Source organism: Lysinibacillus cavernae (assembly GCF_009724685.1).
GTDB lineage: Bacteria > Bacillota > Bacilli > Bacillales_A > Planococcaceae > Lysinibacillus > Lysinibacillus cavernae.
Window position 1 is genome coordinate 79,830 of sequence record NZ_WMEF01000011.1, and the last position, 17,444, is coordinate 97,273.

The 17,444-nt window shown below is 37.1% G+C and carries 18 protein-coding genes; 2 read left to right on the forward strand and 16 right to left on the reverse strand.

Annotated features, from left to right (window positions below):
- Position 1: 1 nt before the first annotated feature.
- The 8 genes from GJU32_RS18565 to GJU32_RS18600 form a co-directional block, all read right to left on the reverse strand.
- Complete coding sequence (locus tag GJU32_RS18565) at positions 2-4,852, reverse strand: InlB B-repeat-containing protein (RefSeq protein ID WP_155593415.1); 4,851 nt, start codon at positions 4,850-4,852, stop codon at positions 2-4.
- Positions 4,853-4,867: 15 nt separating this feature from the next.
- On the reverse strand, positions 4,868-5,392 hold the full coding sequence (locus GJU32_RS18570; RefSeq protein ID WP_155593416.1) for a phage tail protein: 525 nt from the start codon (positions 5,390-5,392) through the stop codon (positions 4,868-4,870).
- Positions 5,393-5,406: 14 nt separating this feature from the next.
- Positions 5,407-5,907 (reverse strand): phage tail protein, encoded by a 501-nt coding sequence (locus GJU32_RS18575; protein ID WP_155593417.1) that lies wholly within the window; start codon positions 5,905-5,907, stop codon positions 5,407-5,409.
- Between the two features lie 14 nt (positions 5,908-5,921).
- The gene (locus GJU32_RS18580; protein ID WP_155593418.1) at positions 5,922-6,434 is read right to left on the reverse strand and encodes a phage tail protein; all 513 of its coding nucleotides are present in this window, start codon (positions 6,432-6,434) and stop codon (positions 5,922-5,924) included.
- 178 nt (positions 6,435-6,612) lie between these two features.
- Positions 6,613-7,074, reverse strand: a complete 462-nt coding sequence (locus tag GJU32_RS18585) for a GNAT family N-acetyltransferase (protein ID WP_155593419.1) — start codon at positions 7,072-7,074, stop codon at positions 6,613-6,615.
- Between the two features lie 20 nt (positions 7,075-7,094).
- Positions 7,095-7,490: a hypothetical protein gene (locus tag GJU32_RS18590; RefSeq protein WP_155593420.1), complete on the reverse strand. Its 396-nt coding sequence runs from the start codon at positions 7,488-7,490 to the stop codon at positions 7,095-7,097.
- A gap of 1 nt (position 7,491) precedes the next feature.
- Positions 7,492-8,628: a hypothetical protein gene (locus GJU32_RS18595; protein WP_155593421.1), complete on the reverse strand. Its 1,137-nt coding sequence runs from the start codon at positions 8,626-8,628 to the stop codon at positions 7,492-7,494.
- A 283-nt stretch (positions 8,629-8,911) separates the two neighbouring features.
- Positions 8,912-9,958: a LuxR C-terminal-related transcriptional regulator gene (locus tag GJU32_RS18600; RefSeq protein ID WP_155593422.1), complete on the reverse strand. Its 1,047-nt coding sequence runs from the start codon at positions 9,956-9,958 to the stop codon at positions 8,912-8,914.
- A 98-nt stretch (positions 9,959-10,056) separates the two neighbouring features.
- Between GJU32_RS18600 and GJU32_RS18605 the strand changes: the two genes are divergently transcribed.
- Positions 10,057-10,761, forward strand: coding sequence for a class I SAM-dependent methyltransferase (locus tag GJU32_RS18605; protein WP_155593423.1), 705 nt, complete (start codon positions 10,057-10,059; stop codon positions 10,759-10,761).
- Positions 10,758-11,819: a saccharopine dehydrogenase family protein gene (locus tag GJU32_RS18610; protein ID WP_155593424.1), complete on the forward strand. Its 1,062-nt coding sequence runs from the start codon at positions 10,758-10,760 to the stop codon at positions 11,817-11,819. The genes GJU32_RS18605 and GJU32_RS18610 overlap by 4 nt, the downstream gene beginning before the upstream one ends.
- A gap of 72 nt (positions 11,820-11,891) precedes the next feature.
- Here GJU32_RS18610 and GJU32_RS18615 read toward each other — a convergent pair whose 3' ends face one another.
- From GJU32_RS18615 to GJU32_RS18650, 8 genes are all read right to left on the reverse strand, one after another.
- On the reverse strand, positions 11,892-12,614 hold the full coding sequence (locus GJU32_RS18615; protein ID WP_155593425.1) for an amino acid ABC transporter ATP-binding protein: 723 nt from the start codon (positions 12,612-12,614) through the stop codon (positions 11,892-11,894).
- A complete protein-coding gene (locus tag GJU32_RS18620; protein ID WP_155593426.1) occupies positions 12,607-13,266 on the reverse strand; it encodes an amino acid ABC transporter permease in 660 nt (219 codons plus the stop codon). The genes GJU32_RS18615 and GJU32_RS18620 overlap by 8 nt, the downstream gene beginning before the upstream one ends.
- A gap of 133 nt (positions 13,267-13,399) precedes the next feature.
- Positions 13,400-14,194, reverse strand: coding sequence for a transporter substrate-binding domain-containing protein (locus GJU32_RS18625; protein ID WP_155593427.1), 795 nt, complete (start codon positions 14,192-14,194; stop codon positions 13,400-13,402).
- 310 nt (positions 14,195-14,504) lie between these two features.
- Positions 14,505-14,864, reverse strand: a complete 360-nt coding sequence (locus GJU32_RS18630) for a Na+/H+ antiporter subunit G (protein WP_155593428.1) — start codon at positions 14,862-14,864, stop codon at positions 14,505-14,507.
- Positions 14,842-15,126, reverse strand: coding sequence for a Na(+)/H(+) antiporter subunit F1 (locus GJU32_RS18635; protein WP_025116881.1), 285 nt, complete (start codon positions 15,124-15,126; stop codon positions 14,842-14,844). The genes GJU32_RS18630 and GJU32_RS18635 overlap by 23 nt, the downstream gene beginning before the upstream one ends.
- Positions 15,126-15,608 (reverse strand): Na+/H+ antiporter subunit E, encoded by a 483-nt coding sequence (locus GJU32_RS18640; RefSeq protein ID WP_155593429.1) that lies wholly within the window; start codon positions 15,606-15,608, stop codon positions 15,126-15,128. The genes GJU32_RS18635 and GJU32_RS18640 overlap by 1 nt, the downstream gene beginning before the upstream one ends.
- Positions 15,608-17,113 (reverse strand): Na+/H+ antiporter subunit D, encoded by a 1,506-nt coding sequence (locus GJU32_RS18645; RefSeq protein ID WP_155593430.1) that lies wholly within the window; start codon positions 17,111-17,113, stop codon positions 15,608-15,610. The genes GJU32_RS18640 and GJU32_RS18645 overlap by 1 nt, the downstream gene beginning before the upstream one ends.
- Complete coding sequence (locus GJU32_RS18650; RefSeq protein ID WP_004233143.1) at positions 17,106-17,444, reverse strand: Na(+)/H(+) antiporter subunit C; 339 nt, start codon at positions 17,442-17,444, stop codon at positions 17,106-17,108. The genes GJU32_RS18645 and GJU32_RS18650 overlap by 8 nt, the downstream gene beginning before the upstream one ends.

Here is a 17,444-nt window from a genome sequence, read left to right on the forward strand (position 1 = left end):
TTTAATTTTGTGCCGCTTCTTGGATTTCATAAAACGCCCAATGAGTGCTTGGGACATCTGTAAAAGTTGGATTTTGATGCTCTTTTGTTACTTGACGCTCAAACAAGCGATTTAGTACCTTCACCGCTTGTGCACGCGTTACATAACCATCAGGGTTAAATGTGTCTGCTGTCATGCCGGTCATTATACCCAATTTACTAACAGTATCAATCGCTTTAACAGCCCAATGATTGAGACTCACATCTTTTAATACTACACTTTGTGAAGTTGGTTGACAGAAATCTACATTTGGACGATTTACACATTGCTCTTCTATCCAGCGGGCAGCCACTGTTGCCATCTGAGCACGAGTAATCAAGCCGTTTGGATTAAAATTAGTTGTAGTAACCCCTTTAAACAGACCCTTTTCCTTCGCAAATTCTATAGCATCTTTAGCATCATGTTGTAGTGTATCTGTATATGTTGCCTTCGCTTGCGGAATTTCATTACCTGTTAATTGACGAGCAAACATACTTGCCATTTGTGCTCGTGTAACAGGGGCATTTGGACGAAAGGCACCATCCTGGTAGCCTTTAATATAAGGTGTATTTGTAACAGCATCTGTAATTAGCTCCGTCACTTCTTCCTTTTCTGGTAAGTAGAGAATGGAGAAAGTGGAGAACTTATTTACCACAAACTGTAAACCTGCTATTCCTTTTTGAAATTCTACAATCTTTCCATACACAACCTCTTTTGTGCCATCACTATGCTCAATATAGATAGCCAGATGATCAAGCTGTTCCTGTGTTAAATCTGTAGGTAGAGGTAAGGTTAATGTGACGGGACGGCTTTGCATATTTGTTTCTATGGTCATTGGACGACCAAGCAACTCAACAACTGCACTTCCTGCCAACTGCTGCACAACCCTTTCCTTTTTTGCTTGTTCTTTGATATCCAATTGTTCAGCCTGCCCTTTTATAGGAACAAGTCGGAAATAGAGATTATCATTAAACATTTCCAACGAAGTTTTTGGCACTTCAATTCTGACGTTATCTGTGACAATTTCAAGATGGACTGCACCATTTTTTAAAAGTGTCACCACATTTTTTGGTATGGACACATGGACTTGATTTACTTGATCCTGCTGGTCTGGAATAATTATTCTAGCTTTATCATTTCCTTGTTCCTTTAATTTCCTAATCGTCTCTGTTGCGCTCTCTGCAGTTAATGTCACTTCATCGTTTATCGTGTTATCTACATTTTTTGTTCGTTTTATTGTTGTTTTAGAAACTAGGTCACCATCACCAGACTCAACATCTACCACAATTTCCTCTACATTGGTTGAAGGTGTTGATGAACCTGAATCAGGATTTGGTGAAGGATCCGTATTGCCGCCACCTGTATTACTACTAATCCATTTTGCATAAATCACTGTGTTCGCTGTAATAGCAGTATCAAAATTATATGGTGTTGTGTAGGCATTACTTGTATACCAGCCACCAAATGTATGCCCCGCTTTTGTTGGCGTTGGTGTCGGCTGACTTGCTTTTCCTTCATGTGCCACCGTCTGATTTGATATGGCACTTCCTCCTGCTACATCAAAGCTTACCGTATGTGTCACAGCTAATGGATTCCATTTTGCATAAATCGTTGTATCCGCTGTAATTACACTGTCAAAATCATATGTCGTCGTGTAGGCACCACTTGTATACCAGCCATCAAATGTATGCCCCGCTTTTGTTGGCGCTGGGGTTGGCTCCGTTACCTTTTCCCCAGAGATTATTGTTTGCGAATTGACTACACTTCCTCCATCCACATTAAAGCTCACCATATACGTCATTGGATTCCATTTCGCATAGACGATTGTGTCTTCTGTAATCCCATTAGAAAAATTAAATGGCTTATCTCCGGTACCGCTTGTGTACCAGCCGCCAAATATATAGTTTGCTTTTGTTGGCACTGGGGTTGGCTCTGTCGCTTTCTCTCCATAGGCTATGGATTGCGATGTAACTACACTTCCTCCACCCACATCAAAGCTCACCGTATACGTCATTGGACTCCATTTTGCATAGACAGTTGCGTCTCCTGTAATAGCAGTATCAAAACTAAATGGTGTATTCCCAGTACCGCTTGTATACCAGCCACCAAATGTATAGCCATCTTTTGTTGGTTCAGGTGTTGGCTCCGTTGCCTTTTCTCCATAGGTTATGGTTTGTGACGAGACTGCACTTCCTCCACCCACATCAAAGCTCACCGTATATGTCACTGGATTCCATTTTGCGTAGACTACGGTGTCTCCTGTAATGGCAGTATCAAAACTAAATGGTGTATTCCCAGTACCGCTTGTATACCAGCCGCCAAATGTATGACCAGCTTTTATTGGCTCAAGGGTTGGTTGACTTGCTTTGTCCCCATGCTCTACCATTTGATTTGAGACGGCACTTCCTCCTGCTACATCAAAGCTCACTGTATAATGATTAATTGCCCATTGTGCAAAAAGTGTGACATTCTCGGTTGCTATTTTAAAGGTATTATTCGGCAAATAAGAAGTTCCTGTACCATCCGCCTTTGTATTCCAGCCTATAAAAGAGTGCCCTGTTTTAACTAGATACCCATCATTTACAGCTACAGTAACATCGTCATTTTGACTATATGTTGCATTATCTTGAGGTATAGTTCCACCTGTACTACCGTTACCATCGTATAAAACTGTATAAGTTAAAGGTGAAATGATTTTTGCAGCTGATGATACACCTTGACCCCCATCTAAAATGAGTAGTTCATCACCTTTTGGCTGTACAGTAAAAGTATAGCTTCCTACGCCATTTGTTTGGAATGCGGTAGTAAAGTCAAAACCTTCATTGATATTTCCAGCTAATACATTTGTTGCTGTTCCAACCGCTGCACCTTCCTTATACAGAAGCACATCATAGCTCACAGCATTAGGGATAGCCTGCCATTTCGCAATATTTCCATCCCAGCTCAAGCCATTTGTAATGCTTGCTAGCTTAATAATCGTTTGTGTATTGGAATGAATTGACGGAACTCCATCTAAATATGCTAGCCCATCTCCCTTGGCTTTTACGGTTACTGTATATGCTCCCACTCCAGCTGCACGCATTGTTGGTAAGAAATTATGCGTTGTTGTATCTGCTGATATATCAACGACACTACCAATCGGAGAGCCACCTTTAAAGAGCTGTACAGCATAGGAAGATTCACCTGCTATATCGGTCCATGTCGCAATACCACTAGTACTTAAAGCGACATTGTCTACTTGTTCGAGAGTAGGTAATGCTCTTATCACCGTAAGGGTATATGTTTTAGTGGCTACTCCGTTTTCAGCAGTCACAACAATGGTAATTGTGTTACTGCCTACATTTAGAGGTATGGTGCTCAATAGCCCACTTGCAATGGAGGTACCATTTAATGTAAGAGTTGCGCTACTATTTGCAGTTGTTGGCGCTATATCAATATTTTCAACATTATAAGCAACATTAACCTGATAATTCACTGTACTATCTGTAAAATTAGGATTTAAATTGCCTGATGAAATAACTAAATTACTTAAATAGGCATTATCACTAGGAGATAACGTAGTAAAACGCCATGTATTAGTTGATGTTATACCTGCTATCCCCTGATTTGCCGTATCCATGAATGCCCCATTATCCATTAATACATAATAAGTCTTTCCTTTTAATAGAGTGTTAGTTGGTTGAATTGATACCATAGAGCCATTTACAGTCGCATTAGTAGCTTCTATTGATTCTATTAAATTATCATTTTGATCATAGATACGAATGTTCTTTCCTTCAACAGCTTCTACATTTTCGCTAAATGTTAAAGAAAGTGTAGGGTTAATTGAAACATCTGTTGCATTGTTTACTGGTGCTGTTGATAGTAGTATAGGTATCGGATCTTCGTTGACATCGATAACCGAAATAGTAAATTCCTTTTCATAAAATAAGCCACCTTTATCTGTTACCCTAATCCGTACACTATAGCTACTATTAGTTTCATAATCAAACATACTTTCCGTTTTCAACTGATCTCCATAAATACTAAAGCTACTATTATTCGTATCCCCTTGACCTGCAACTAAACTATACGTTAACGTCTCTCCAGCATCGGGATCTGTAGCGCTTAAAGTTCCCACCGTTGTTCCTGTTGGTTGGTTTTCTTCTACTGTGGCTGGATCTAATTTTATATCGGTAGGTGGACTATTTTGGACATGGGCATCACCATAGGTAATTTTTAGAGAAGGTGCCAAGGGTGCCAGCTCAGGTTCCATCGAGCTACTAAATTTAACTACAGTCATCTCACTTGAATCGCTTGTTAATATAAATGTAACATTATCCCCACTAATAGCTGATGCATTTTTTACTAAATTTGTAACATCAATTAATTTTTGGTATATTTCGGAGCCGTCACTTGATGTTACATTCGTAGTAATTCCTTCTTCCGCTTGCATAAAATTCGGAAATTCACTTCCCTGTGAATTACTATCCCAACTATTATTTCCTATCTTAACTGTTAGATTGGAAGAAGATTTACTATCTTGATTAATTCCATATAAAGTGAGCTGAGCTGAAAGAATAGATTTAGATGTATCAATAGGGCCAAATTTGAGGGCAACAAAATCTATCATATTAGCTTTATATGCAACATTCATAATATCAGGTGCCTTATATTCTGTAAGTAAATTACCATTTGAGTCCTTTTGTACATTCATCTGATCCACGGGAGATAACGATATTGTAGAACTAGCACTTGCAGGTTGAATTCCTAAGGTTGAGAAAACAACCGTAGCAATGGTAACAATTAAAAATACTTTGTATACTGCTGTTTTCATAAAAGAAGTTAGATCCATTCTCACTCCCCCTTCCTATGGCTTTGGAGGAAATACTCCATCTAAACAAATAATAAAATTCATTGCTACAAAAGGTTGCATATTATTATGTGGCTGATTCCCACCTTGTGGCTTTACTATATCCACCTTCATTGCAACTGCATTTTTCAAATTAACATATGGTTTTGTTGAAATTGCTAACTCACTTCCCCAAATGGCATTAGTGGGATTGTTAATGCCACCTGCTACTACAGAGGAACCCTGTGCTCTATGTGTATGAATAGGCATTTGCGTTTCATTAAGTGTTACTGTACTTGATCCTATTGATTGGGCAAATGTCCTTGGTGTTAAACCAGGACCATCGCCATAGTGTATGGGGGCACGTCCCCTTAAATCAGGTAACTGAAATGTTGTCTTACCATCTCCGCCATAAGTTATTCCGATAATGGAAAATAAAGCATTATATTGAGCAATAGACAATAGACTGCCATCACAAAATGCCCAATCCCTCGGAGCATAGTTTCCTGCGAAAATTCTAATTTCACCTAAATACGGATCCATTCTATAATCTCTCCTTATCCTCTACTTGGAAAAATGCCCATTGTTGCAATACAAAATGATAAGCTTAAATAGGGCTGCATATTATTATGTGCTTTATTCTGTCCTGTACTTGACAAAGCAGCTTCATTCATGGCTGTATTATGATTTTTAGCATAAATATTCTTTCCATTAACTGCCCCCCACGTATTGTCTTTTGGTGAGGGCTTATCTGTTGTTGAGGAATCTGCTGTTATATCATGGGTATGAGAGGGTATCTCGTTAACTGTCAATGTATGTGCTTCCTCTCCTCCTACTGTTCCGTAAGCAATCTGATTACCTTGATGTAATGGTACTTTACCTTGTAAATTTGGAAGCGCAAAGGTTGACTTACCATCCCCGCCATACGTACATCCTAACAATGAATATAGCGCAATATTTCCAGTTATCATTAACAATTGACCATTACAAGGAAGCCACCCTCTCGGTATTTTATCGAAACTAAAAAGACGTATTTCTCCTAAAAATGGCTCTGCCATTATACTCACTCCTTTTATTGAAAATCCGGATAAAGACCCTGCGTTGCAATAATAAAATTAATGACTAATGATGGCATGATGTTATTATGAGAGTAAGTCCCACCTGCATTAGAAACTAACTCGTTGTTCATTTGTATAATATTACTGGTAACATTCGTTTGATAGTTTGTGAGAGTTGATACACCCCATGTATTATTAGCTGGTGAATTTTCTGTTGCATCAGTTGTTATATTATTGGCATAAACTTCATGCGTATGTGCAGGTAAATTTTCCTCCGTTAATGTAACTGTCTCCACTCCACCTTTACTTGCCCATGGATACTGAGAACTAGTATGAATTGGTAATCTTCCACGTAAATCAGGTAAAGCAAAATTCGTTGCACCATCTCCACCGTATTTGACACCTATTAATGAAAAGAGTGCCTCATTACCTGTAATAGTCAATAATTGACCATTGCATAATTCCCATCCTACTGGAGCATATTTACCACTAAACATGCGGATTTCGCCTATATATTGATCTGACATAATGCACCCTCCTTAATGTAATTTCAATGAATGCTATAAAAACCCATTAAATAACACTCGCTAACATATCTTTATGTGCTTCTTAATAGACCCTACTTCCATATCTACTTCGATGCGAAATATTTAGTAAATGTCTGATACATAGTCTTGAGTTTTTTGAAATAGAAAAATTTCATTCTTACTGCCATCTCATTTTCAAATATATTTCATCTGCTGACGATACTTGAAATCCTAATCTCTCATAAAGATTTCTCGCAGGATTTGTATGAAAAACTTGCAATATAACTGGTTTATTCCCTTCTCTTGCCTTCTGTAGAAGTTGAGTAATTAACAATGTACCTATCCCTTTACCTTGGTAACTTGGTAAAATAGAAATATCAATAAGGTGATGATAATCTGTTAATTCTTCTGTTAGTAATCTCCCTACGTATTGCTCACCTACGACAATGATAAAATGATTTGCCTCTTGAAATTGCTGATTATAGGAAACTTGCTGTGTGCGCCATTGCATTTCTAAAAAAAGCGCCTTTTGTTCAGCCGACCATCCCCATGAATCTATTTCTTGATTTCTTGTAGAAGCATAGATTTCGTAGAGAAAGGCTTCATCTTCCTTTGTGATCGATTTAAGCTCTATTTTCATCACATTTGTTCCACTTTCTTTTAAGCATTCTTATTAGTCACAATGATAGATCTTACAAAGTTATGCCCTTTTTCAGGAAGGTCTTCCCAGCTATCAACGTGCAATTGATGGTCTGCTAAACATTCAGCTCGATTTTCGCTTTTTTGCGGAACGTCTAATGTTAACGAAATTGTGCCATATGATTTTTCACCAAGCGGAACTATATCTCGCCATGAACAAGAGCATTCATAACCATTTGGACCAGTGGATGCTTTTATTCCTAATGCCTGTAATGTTGTATATGGAGGAATATTAACCGGCTTTTTATCTTCCTTATCATCGGTATTCCAGATTCCCCATTCCAACTGTGATTGAAAAACTTCAAGCTCACGGTCTGTTGCATTTGTGATCATTAGTGAGAATGTCCAAGTCGCCATTTTAGTACTCTCCTCCTGTCATTATTGGTTTTCTCGCATTATTCATTACATCGTACAGATGTGTACGATGTAATACGGCGTAATCCCATTCAGAAGCACCAATCAACGTTGTTACATGATTGTTATCCGTTCGATAAAGGAGAATCATTTTACTAAAAATCCAAGGTACAACGTCCATATCTTTATCACTTGGTGCTTCAAAAACTCTTTCTTTCGATTTTTTCTCCGTTTGCTGTTGCTCTTTTGTAACAGCATTTAATATATTAAACTTTGCTTTTAATTCCGCCTGTAATTCCTGTGCAACACTTGCCTTTACCACTTTTTCATCAGATACAGATACCTTTTCTGTAAATTTAAAGGCCGTTTCAATGGTGCTAACTTTTTCCTCTACCACTTTACTTGCAGTCGATATTCCATACTCATCTTTTACTGTAATTTTTCCCTTTTTAGTAACTGTTTCAATTTTAGTTGCGTCGGCTCTTAAACAAGTTACCTCAATGGAAAAATACTGTTGCACCTCACGCTGTTTTAAGTAAAGGCTATCAAACTCTAAATCATTGACCCCATCCCATAGCTTTTTTGAAATATTAAAGGCAGGTGTGCGGAATAATGACATTTTTTCAAAATGAACACCACTAGGAATATATTGATTTAAATCAATATCTCTCACGTCTTCAATTTCAACGAGTGCTTTGATTTTGGACCAATTTGTATTTAAATCATTATTTAGTTCCTTTTGTTTCGATATATCTAATTTGTTAAAGATTCGTATATTTCGCACAAAGTTATGACCATCATGTGCAATGTCTTTCCAATCAGCTACTTCAAAATATCCATTTGCTCGACAGCTCGCTTCATTTGGATCATTATAGGGAACATTCACATAAAGACTTATTACCCCATATGGTGCCTGCGTTTCATTATTTTTATCTTTCCAGGAGCATGAAAATTCATAACCATTTGGTCCAAAGGCTGATTTGGCCCCAACAGCTTGAATCGTTTGTCCCGCTTTAATAGCTTGAGGTTTTTTATCCTCTTCACCGTCTGTATTCCAATAACCCCAATGTAACTGTGATTCTACTAGCTCTAAATCTCGATCCGTGTCATTTGTGACATTTAAATAAAAAGTCCATGTCATCGTCATTACCTCCATTTAACTGAATTTTCTGAATATAAAATCCAGATGTGTATTAACCTTTCTATCTCTTAATACCTAAAAATGATGTCGAGTATTGTATTTTTTAGGACTCTCTTACTGGTTTTTATTATATTATAACTTCCCTATTTTCCACTACGAAATAATGCCATTTTCTAAGTTAATTTTTCTTAACCTTTCAACCTATCTCTTGTCATAGTTCAAAAAAAAATCTGCTGATGTTCTTTTAGATGAACATGAACAGATTTTAATAGTGCCTATTTATTCAATTAAAACGGGTAAAGATCTTCCATACTAACTCATTTCGATCCCCCACATCTATTTTTTGAAAAATTATCTTTAAATGATCTTGAACGGTATAACTGGAAATACCAAGATTATGGGCAATGATTTTTGTTGGCACCCCCTTCATTATTTCAACTACTACTTCCTTTTCTCTAGGTGTAAGATGATAAGCTGTTAATAAAAAGGTTAGCATTTCTTTAGGAGATGCTTCATTTAATATTATCGCTATTTGTTGCTGTGAATCGGTTGTCTTGAGCAAGGATGCTTGGATCGTTATATAACCCGTGTTATTAATAGGCACTAATAACGAAGTTTGCATGTTCAATCTGTTAGCCTGTAACTTCGCACAAAATGCCTGTATTGGCTTGGGCAATTGCCAATCAAGCAAGCCTTCATTGCTTCTTAAATGGGTTAACAATTGAGAAGCCTTCGAACTAATAGATAGAATATGATAATCCTTATCTAAAATAATGATGCCACTCTCTCCTGCTTCCGTTGACAGCCGCTCTTCAATAATCGAATGGTAGAATGCCTTTAATGCCTCTCCCATCACTGACATGAGTATTTTTACTTGTTCTAGCTCATCATCTTGAAATATGGGCTGTGCATTTTCCATCTTTTTAAAAAGGGTTAAAAAGCCATAGCATTGCCCCTGAAACATTAATGCAGCCCGAATTTCATCACTAAATCCATAGGGCACTAATATTTCCCTATATCGTAAACTCTGACTACTTGCATCACTTAGCCGTCCAATGCATTTGCCACTTTCTACTAGATTCCTATAGTTATGTACGTCTTCAGTCGCATATTCTAAAGTCATTATTTTTTGATGAACATCCTCGATCGATTGCTCTGTTACAGCACCTATAGAAAAAAGGGTTTGCGTATCTATCACAGAACAACAATATGCATCAAAATCAATGAATCTCCGTAATTCTTCTACTATCATTTGTCGATATTGAAATGAATTTTGACTATTTTTTATACATCTCGCTGATATCCTTTGCCAATCATGACGATTTCTCATAAAACTCCTCCCCCAGAATTATGGGATAGCACATTCTCCATAAGTATTTATAATTGAGAATAATTCTTAATTATATTGTACAACACGGAGGTATAAAAATGAAAAATCCACTACATGATTGGCACAGTCCCATTGTATCCACTTATCAAAATACGATTCGGCAAAAAATTATAGGCTATGACCTCATCTATAACATGATGACAGACATACTTCGTGGTCACACAGTCATCAATAACATTTTAGTAGTAGGTGCTGGCGGAGGTCAGGAACTTCTTACGCTAGGAGAAGCCTTCCCTTCCTCACATTTTACAGCCGTTGATACATCAACAATCATGCGACTGGCTGCTGATAAGCGGCTAAAACAACTTGATCAGGCGCTTCATATCGAATGGTATGAGGATGATGTACTTTCGCTCGTATTCCACCATCAATATGATGTTGCTACCTGTCATTTAGTTTTACATTTTTTAAAGGACATTGAACAAAAAAAAGCATGTCTACAAAAAATGGCGTATAGCTTACAGGACGGTGGTGTTTTATTCCTTTCTTCAATCAATGCAGACATTGAAGACGCGACATTCCAACAGCAGCTTCAGTATTGGCGAAGTTCTATGCTCCAGAACGATATCTCTGAAAATGATTGGTTACGCTTTGAGCAGTCCCTTGGGTCAACTATCTATCCAATTAAACTTGAGTTACTTACTGATTTGCTACATGAGATGGGCTTTACAAAGGTTATCCCCTATTTTAAATCACACTTGGTAGATGCCTTAGTAGCTATTAAAGAAGAGGGAAACAAATGACAAGAGAAAATATATTAATCGTCGGGGGCTATGGTGAAGTTGGTAGTAAAATTGCAACTTTACTACTCTCAAGCTATCCAAATAGAGTGTGTATTGCTGGTAGAAATTTAGAAAAGGCTAAACAATTTTGCGCCCAACACCATGACCTTGCTAAGCCTATACAAATGGATGTGTCAAAGACTGTACCTTCTCAGCAATTAGCCAATGTAGCACTTGTGATTATGTGTTTAGAGCAAAAAAATACTTCATTTGCGCATCTCTGCTTGAAGGAGGGGATTAAGTATATTGATATTACAGCAAGCTATGCCTTCCTAAAAAAATTAGAGGATCTCCATCTAATAGCTGAACAGAATCATTCTACAGCCGTATTTAGTGTAGGGATGGCCCCAGGTTTGACCAATTTAATGGCCATGCATGCTGCACAGCAATTATCCTCTATTGAGAAACTTCATATTTCTATTTTACTAGGTGCAGGCGATACACATGGAACCGCAGCGATTCTTTGGATATTGCAGCAATTAAATATACCGTATTATACTTACAGAAATCGCAAAGTTGCTAATTTTACTAAAAAGCGGATTGTTCAATTTAAAGGAATTGGCAAACGTAGTGTATATCAATTTAATTTTTCAGATCAGCACACATTAACGAGACATTATTCTCATATTCCTATTGAGACAAGATTGGGCTTTGATGTAGAGTCACTCAACCGGTACGTATCATTTTTACAAAAAAGTCGTATTGCCTATCTGTTGAAGTTTAATAAAGCACAAACAACGCTTGCCTCAATCATTCAAAAAACAAAAATTGGCTCAGATGTTTGTGCTATAAAAATTGAAGCTATTGGGACAAAGCATCACAAGGATACAACTGTTATAGTAGACTTTATAGACCATGATGAATCTCTTGTTACAGCAAAAGTTGCAGCGTCTATTGCTACACAGCTCCTTGAAAACAAATATCCTTCAGGGACCTACCATATTGAAGATTTGTTTACATTTGAATCATTGCAACAGCAATTTGAAACGTCCTCTTTTTCTAAATCTTTTATGCCTTAACTGTAACGACCAGCGCATATAAAAAACGCATTTAGCTCCCCTTCTATACGAGGGCTAAATGCGTTTCATTATTTATAAAACCTTCTCTAAAAAATCCTTTGCACGCTGTGTTGATGGTGCTGTAAAAAACTGCTCTGGTGGAGCATCCTCAATAAGTTTGCCACCATCCAGAAATAGAATACGATCAGCAACTTCACGAGCAAAGCCCATCTCATGTGTAACAATCAGCATTGTCATACCAGTTTCTGCAAGGTTTTTCATCACGGCCAATACCTCTTTAACCATTTCAGGGTCAAGCGCTGACGTAGGCTCATCGAATAATATAACTTGAGGGTCCATCGCAAGTGCTCGTGCAATCGCAACACGTTGCTTTTGTCCACCCGATAAACGATTTGGATATTCTTGACGTTTCTCAAAGAGACCTACTTTCTTTAGTAACTCTTCTGCTTTATTGATTGCAGTGGTCTTGTCCATACCCTTCACATTGATTGGAGCGTATGTTAAGTTTTCAAGCACAGTTTTATGTGGAAAGAGATGAAAATGTTGAAAGACCATACCTACTTCTTCACGTATTTTCATAATATTTGTCCCTTTATCCGTTAGGACATCACCAGCGATAGTTACTTTTCCGCTTGTAGGGATTTCTAATAAGTTTAAACAGCGTAGGAACGTCGATTTGCCAGATCCAGATGGACCAATAATGGCGATTACTTCTTGTTCTTTTATTTCTGTGGAAATGCCCTTCAGTACTTCATTCTGTCCATATGATTTGTGTAAATCTTCAATTTTAATCACTTTTTCTCATTCCTTTCTCGATTCGTTTACCAAGGAACGTTAAAACTAGCGTCATGATGTAATAGATAATACCTGCAAAGAGTAAAGGCTCAAGATAACGATATGTCGAACCCCCTACAATATAGGCACGACGCATAATATCCAGCGCACTAATTACTGTAACAACTGCTGTCTCTTTATTTAATGTAATAAATTCATTGACTAAAGACGGTAAAATATTTTTTACTGCTTGTGGGATAATAATATCCTTCATCATTTTTGCATACGGAATCCCAAGAGCTTGAGCTGCCTCCATTTGTCCTTTATCCACTGCGTTAATTCCAGCACGAATAATTTCTGAAATGTAAGCACCTGAGTTTAAACCAAACGCAATAATGGCTGTTGGAATGGGTTCAATTTGAATATCTAGTAATTGTGGAACTGCATAATAAATAATTAATAATTGTAAAACAAGTGGTGTACCACGGAAAATGGATGTATAGAAATCAGCAAACCAACGTAAAACATTTACCTTGCCAATTTTACATAATGCTAGTAGTATACCTACGATAAAACCGATGATGGATGCACCGATTGCAATTTGAAGTGTAACACCTATCCCTTTTAAAATATAAGGAATAGAGGGAACGATAGCTGTAAAATCTAAATTCACAGCCCTCCCTCCTTTCTTTTTTATCTTGATTCATAAATTGTTTTTGTATCGAAAACGAAGTGTCCTGATACGCAATTGATAGACATGAAAAGCACAAGCGATAGCCCAAAAATAGAGCTATCGCATCTTTTAACTATTCAACTTTTTCTAACCATTTTTCTTCTAGCTCTTGAATTTTGCCTTCATCAGCTAGTTCTTTTAATGCTTTGTTAATTTTATCTTTCAAATCGCTTCCTTTTGGAACAGCGATAGCTTTGAAATCTTCTGGCTGCTCTTCTACAGGGAAGGCTACTAATTGATCATTTGTTTTTAAATAACCCTTCGCAACGCCACCCTCTAAAATACCTGCATCTAATCGTTTAGACATCATATCTTGAATAATCTCAGGGATTCGTGTACGACCTTCTACAGCTACATCTACTTTTTTCGCAATTTCATTACCTAAATTTTCTTGAATAGATGCTGTCTGTACACCAACTTTTTTACCAGCAAGATCTGCTTCTTTTTTAATACCACTATCCTTTTTAACAATGATTACTTGCTCTGTTTCATTGTATTTATCAGAGAAATCAACTACTTTTTCACGTTCTGGGTTTGGCGTCATACCAGAAATAACTACATCAATTTTTCCTGCTTGTAATGCTGGGACTAAACTGTTGAAGTCCATATCTTGTACTTGCATATCAACGCCTATTTTTTCTCCAACTAACTTGATTAAATCAATATCAAATCCAATAATTTCTTCACCTTTTGCTGCGTCAACATATTCAAATGGCGCATAATCAGCTGAAGTGCCTACTTTTAATACTTGCTTGCCCTCTGTATCCGTATTAGATCCTGTATCGCTTGCATTATTGTCTTTAGTGCCACATGCTGCAAGTACACCGATGACAAGTACAAGCATTACCATGAATAACTTGTTCTTCATATTCAGAAACTCCTTTTATTTATAATTTATTGTGTATGAGAATACATTTCTCGAAAATAGTCGATTGGATATTTATTCATATAGAAGAATAAAAAATCTATCTGCTAATTAAGATATACTCTTTTGAAATAATAATCAAGATAAAGTAAAAAAAATTTAACAAAATATTATATACATAATTTTCTGATAAGTCAATTTATTTATATTTCAAGTATGCTTTACTATACTATTTTCCGAAAGCTCGATAATTATCCCCTAATTACTGAATTTTAAAAAATAAAAAAAGACCCCCAAATGGAGGTCCTATCCTTTATTTATCCTCAGGAAACAGCTTTGACTTTAATTCGTCCTCCCCAGAGCCCTCAGCTAATGGAACACGAGAACGATAGGCGGCTCGACAGATTAAATGTCCTGCAACTGGTGCTGTCACAAAGACGAAGAGAATCCCTAAAATTAATCGTACACTGACAAAACCATCATGCACCCAAAAATAAATAAACGCACCTAATAAACATGTTAATACCGACAACGTTGAGCTTTTAGTAGCAGCATGTGATCTTGTATAGACATCTGGTAAGCGAATCATCCCAAATGCGCTAATAACACTCACAATTGAACCTATAAGAATTAGTATGACTGCCGCCCATTCAATCATTTGATTTACGTTCAACAATCACACCTCTTTCTATATATTTTGTAAAGGCAATGGTTCCAATAAACGCTAATATACCTAAAATAAGAATAGCTTCTAAGTATGCCTTTGTTTTTAAGATAATCGAAACGATCGCAATAGCTGATAATAGATTTACCCCAATCGTATCGAGAGCTATGGCTCTGTCAGGCATTGAAGGACCGCGGATAACACGATACAATGACAACGCAATAGAAATACTAAAGAAGGCGAGGGCCAGAAGTAAAATATTCTCAATCATTAACGTGTCACCTCCATAATTGCTTGTTCAAATTTTCCAATTGAGCGAATAACAGCATCCTTGGACTGCTCGATGTCCATTGCATGGATATAGAACACGTCCCCCTCTTCGGATACTTCCATGACGACAGATCCTGGTGTTAGTGTTAGCAGTAATGCAAGTGCTGTAATCTCCCAATCACCCTTTAGCATGGTTTTATAAGTAAAGATACCTGGTGTAATAGTAAGCTTTGGTGTAGTAATTTGTCTTAACACACTATAGCTGGATAAAAATAGCTCCCAATTAAAAAGCCATAACAATTTTATAATCGAAAAAACTCGTCGCAAGTAGAACTGTGTGCCATAAAAGCGATGCATTGCATATAAAATACCCATACCGACAATAAAGCCCATTAAAAATGTCGAAAATTGTGGTGTCACTTCATCCTTCAAGAGTAACCAAAGTGCTGCGATAAATAAATTCAATATAAACTGCATTGCCATTATTTATTCACCTCACCTTGCCATAATTCACCATCTAAAACAGCGTCAATATAGGTAGAAGGCGTATAAAGCGTTTCCGCCGCATCTGTTACAAAAGGTGCCAATCTTTCAGCCCCAATGCCTAAACCAATTGTACAAGCAGCCAGTAAAGTTAATGGTAGTAATATTCGTTTTGGTAATGGTTTTTCATCCTCTAAACTAATAATCGTTTCGCCAAAAAAGGAAGAAAGAAATATGCGCAGAAGTGAATACAAAACAATTAAACTAGAGAAAAACCCTAGACCTAATAGAACAAAATTGCCACCTTCGATTGCCCCTTGTCCTATTAAAACTTTCCCTAGAAAACCACTTAATGGGGGTATACCAGCTAATGAGCACATTAATATAAAGAATAACCATCCAAAGAAAGGATAATTTCGAATTAGTCCACTCATTTTATCTATGACCGTTTCCCCAGTGACATAAATCATCATACCAACAGCTAAAAACAACATAGCCTTTGCTACCATATCATGCATTAAATAATAGATAACACCTTGTAAGGCTGATTCTGTGCCGATGGCTAGACCAGCTACTATAAAGCCAACACCAATCAGCACATTGTATGAAGCAATCGTTCTGACATCACGTCCTGAAAGAGCACCTATACAACCTGCTACAATCGTTATCCCTGCCATTATTCCAAGCGCAATGTGCGTGACTTCAGTATTATTTGGGAAAAGCAATGTAAAAGTACGTACAAGTGCATAGACCCCCACCTTTGTTAATAAAGCAGCAAATAACGCAGCAATGGCAGTTGGTGGCACACTGTAGGAGCCTGGCAACCAAAAGAATAATAACAGTCCAGCCTTCAAACTAAAGACGATTAAGAAAATGAGCGACACTGTTGTAATTAGAGGGTTAGCTCCTGCCTCCATCACACGAACCGAAATATGAGCCATATTTAATGTGCCAACTGTTCCATAAAGGAAGGCTAATGCCACTAAGAAAATCCAAGAGGCAACAATATTAATTAACACGTATTTCAGTGCTTCACGCAGTTGAATTTTTTCTCCACCTAAGCTGATAAGTGCATAAGAAGCTAGCAACATTACTTCAAAACATACAAATAAGTTAAAAATATCGCCAGTCAAAAATGAACCGTTGACCCCCGCTACCATGAGTAAGGTAAATGGATAAAAATACATTTTTTCATACCTTAACTCTATTGTGAAAATTGCATATAACATACAGATAACGGCTACTAGATTTGCCACTAACACTAATAATGTTGCAAATGAATCTGCAACAAATGAAATACCAAATGGTGGTGCCCAGCCACTAAAATCAATTCGCATTACACCTTGTTGCTGAATCTCTAACAATAGAATGATGCAAATAATAACGATAAAGCTTAATGTCAATAAGCTAATGATGCGTTGTAAAATAACACGTTCTTTTAAAAACACCAGTAAAATAGCTGTAATTACCGGTACGATTAATGGTAAAACAATCATATTACTCATCCGGCGTACCTCTCAATTCATCAAAATTCCCTGAACCATTTGTTTTATACGCTCGATAACCTAAAACGAGAACAAATGCTGTGACAGCAAAGCTAATAACAATAGCTGTTAAAATTAATGCTTGCGGTAACGCATCTGTATAAGGACCCTCTGATTCTCCTAATAATGGTACATCTCCTTTTTTAAGGCCTCCCATTGTAAGAATCAGCAAGTGGGCGGCATGCGATAAAACAGCTGTGCCTAAAATAACACGCAATAACTGTTTCGAGAGGATTAAGTATGTCGCAACAGCTACTAATATACCTACTAAAACAAGTATTAAAGACTCCAT

What these genes read in the sequence shown, in the direction of transcription:
- GJU32_RS18565 (WP_155593415.1), bottom strand. Translation starts at nt 4,852, where the DNA reads ATGGATCTAACTTCTTTTATGAAAACAGCAGTATACAAAGTATTTTTA.
- GJU32_RS18570 (WP_155593416.1), bottom strand. Translation starts at nt 5,392, where the DNA reads ATGGATCCGTATTTAGGTGAAATTAGAATTTTCGCAGGAAACTATGCT.
- GJU32_RS18575 (WP_155593417.1), bottom strand. Translation starts at nt 5,907, where the DNA reads ATGGCAGAGCCATTTTTAGGAGAAATACGTCTTTTTAGTTTCGATAAA.
- GJU32_RS18580 (WP_155593418.1), bottom strand. Translation starts at nt 6,434, where the DNA reads ATGTCAGATCAATATATAGGCGAAATCCGCATGTTTAGTGGTAAATAT.
- GJU32_RS18585 (WP_155593419.1), bottom strand. Translation starts at nt 7,074, where the DNA reads ATGAAAATAGAGCTTAAATCGATCACAAAGGAAGATGAAGCCTTTCTC.
- GJU32_RS18590 (WP_155593420.1), bottom strand. Translation starts at nt 7,490, where the DNA reads ATGGCGACTTGGACATTCTCACTAATGATCACAAATGCAACAGACCGT.
- GJU32_RS18595 (WP_155593421.1), bottom strand. Translation starts at nt 8,628, where the DNA reads ATGACATGGACTTTTTATTTAAATGTCACAAATGACACGGATCGAGAT.
- GJU32_RS18600 (WP_155593422.1), bottom strand. Translation starts at nt 9,958, where the DNA reads ATGAGAAATCGTCATGATTGGCAAAGGATATCAGCGAGATGTATAAAA.
- GJU32_RS18605 (WP_155593423.1), top strand. Translation starts at nt 10,057, where the DNA reads ATGAAAAATCCACTACATGATTGGCACAGTCCCATTGTATCCACTTAT.
- GJU32_RS18610 (WP_155593424.1), top strand. Translation starts at nt 10,758, where the DNA reads ATGACAAGAGAAAATATATTAATCGTCGGGGGCTATGGTGAAGTTGGT.
- GJU32_RS18625 (WP_155593427.1), bottom strand. Translation starts at nt 14,194, where the DNA reads ATGAAGAACAAGTTATTCATGGTAATGCTTGTACTTGTCATCGGTGTA.
- GJU32_RS18635 (WP_025116881.1), bottom strand. Translation starts at nt 15,126, where the DNA reads ATGATTGAGAATATTTTACTTCTGGCCCTCGCCTTCTTTAGTATTTCT.
- GJU32_RS18640 (WP_155593429.1), bottom strand. Translation starts at nt 15,608, where the DNA reads ATGGCAATGCAGTTTATATTGAATTTATTTATCGCAGCACTTTGGTTA.
- GJU32_RS18645 (WP_155593430.1), bottom strand. Translation starts at nt 17,113, where the DNA reads ATGAGTAATATGATTGTTTTACCATTAATCGTACCGGTAATTACAGCT.
- GJU32_RS18650 (WP_004233143.1), bottom strand. Translation starts at nt 17,444, where the DNA reads ATGGAGTCTTTAATACTTGTTTTAGTAGGTATATTAGTAGCTGTTGCG.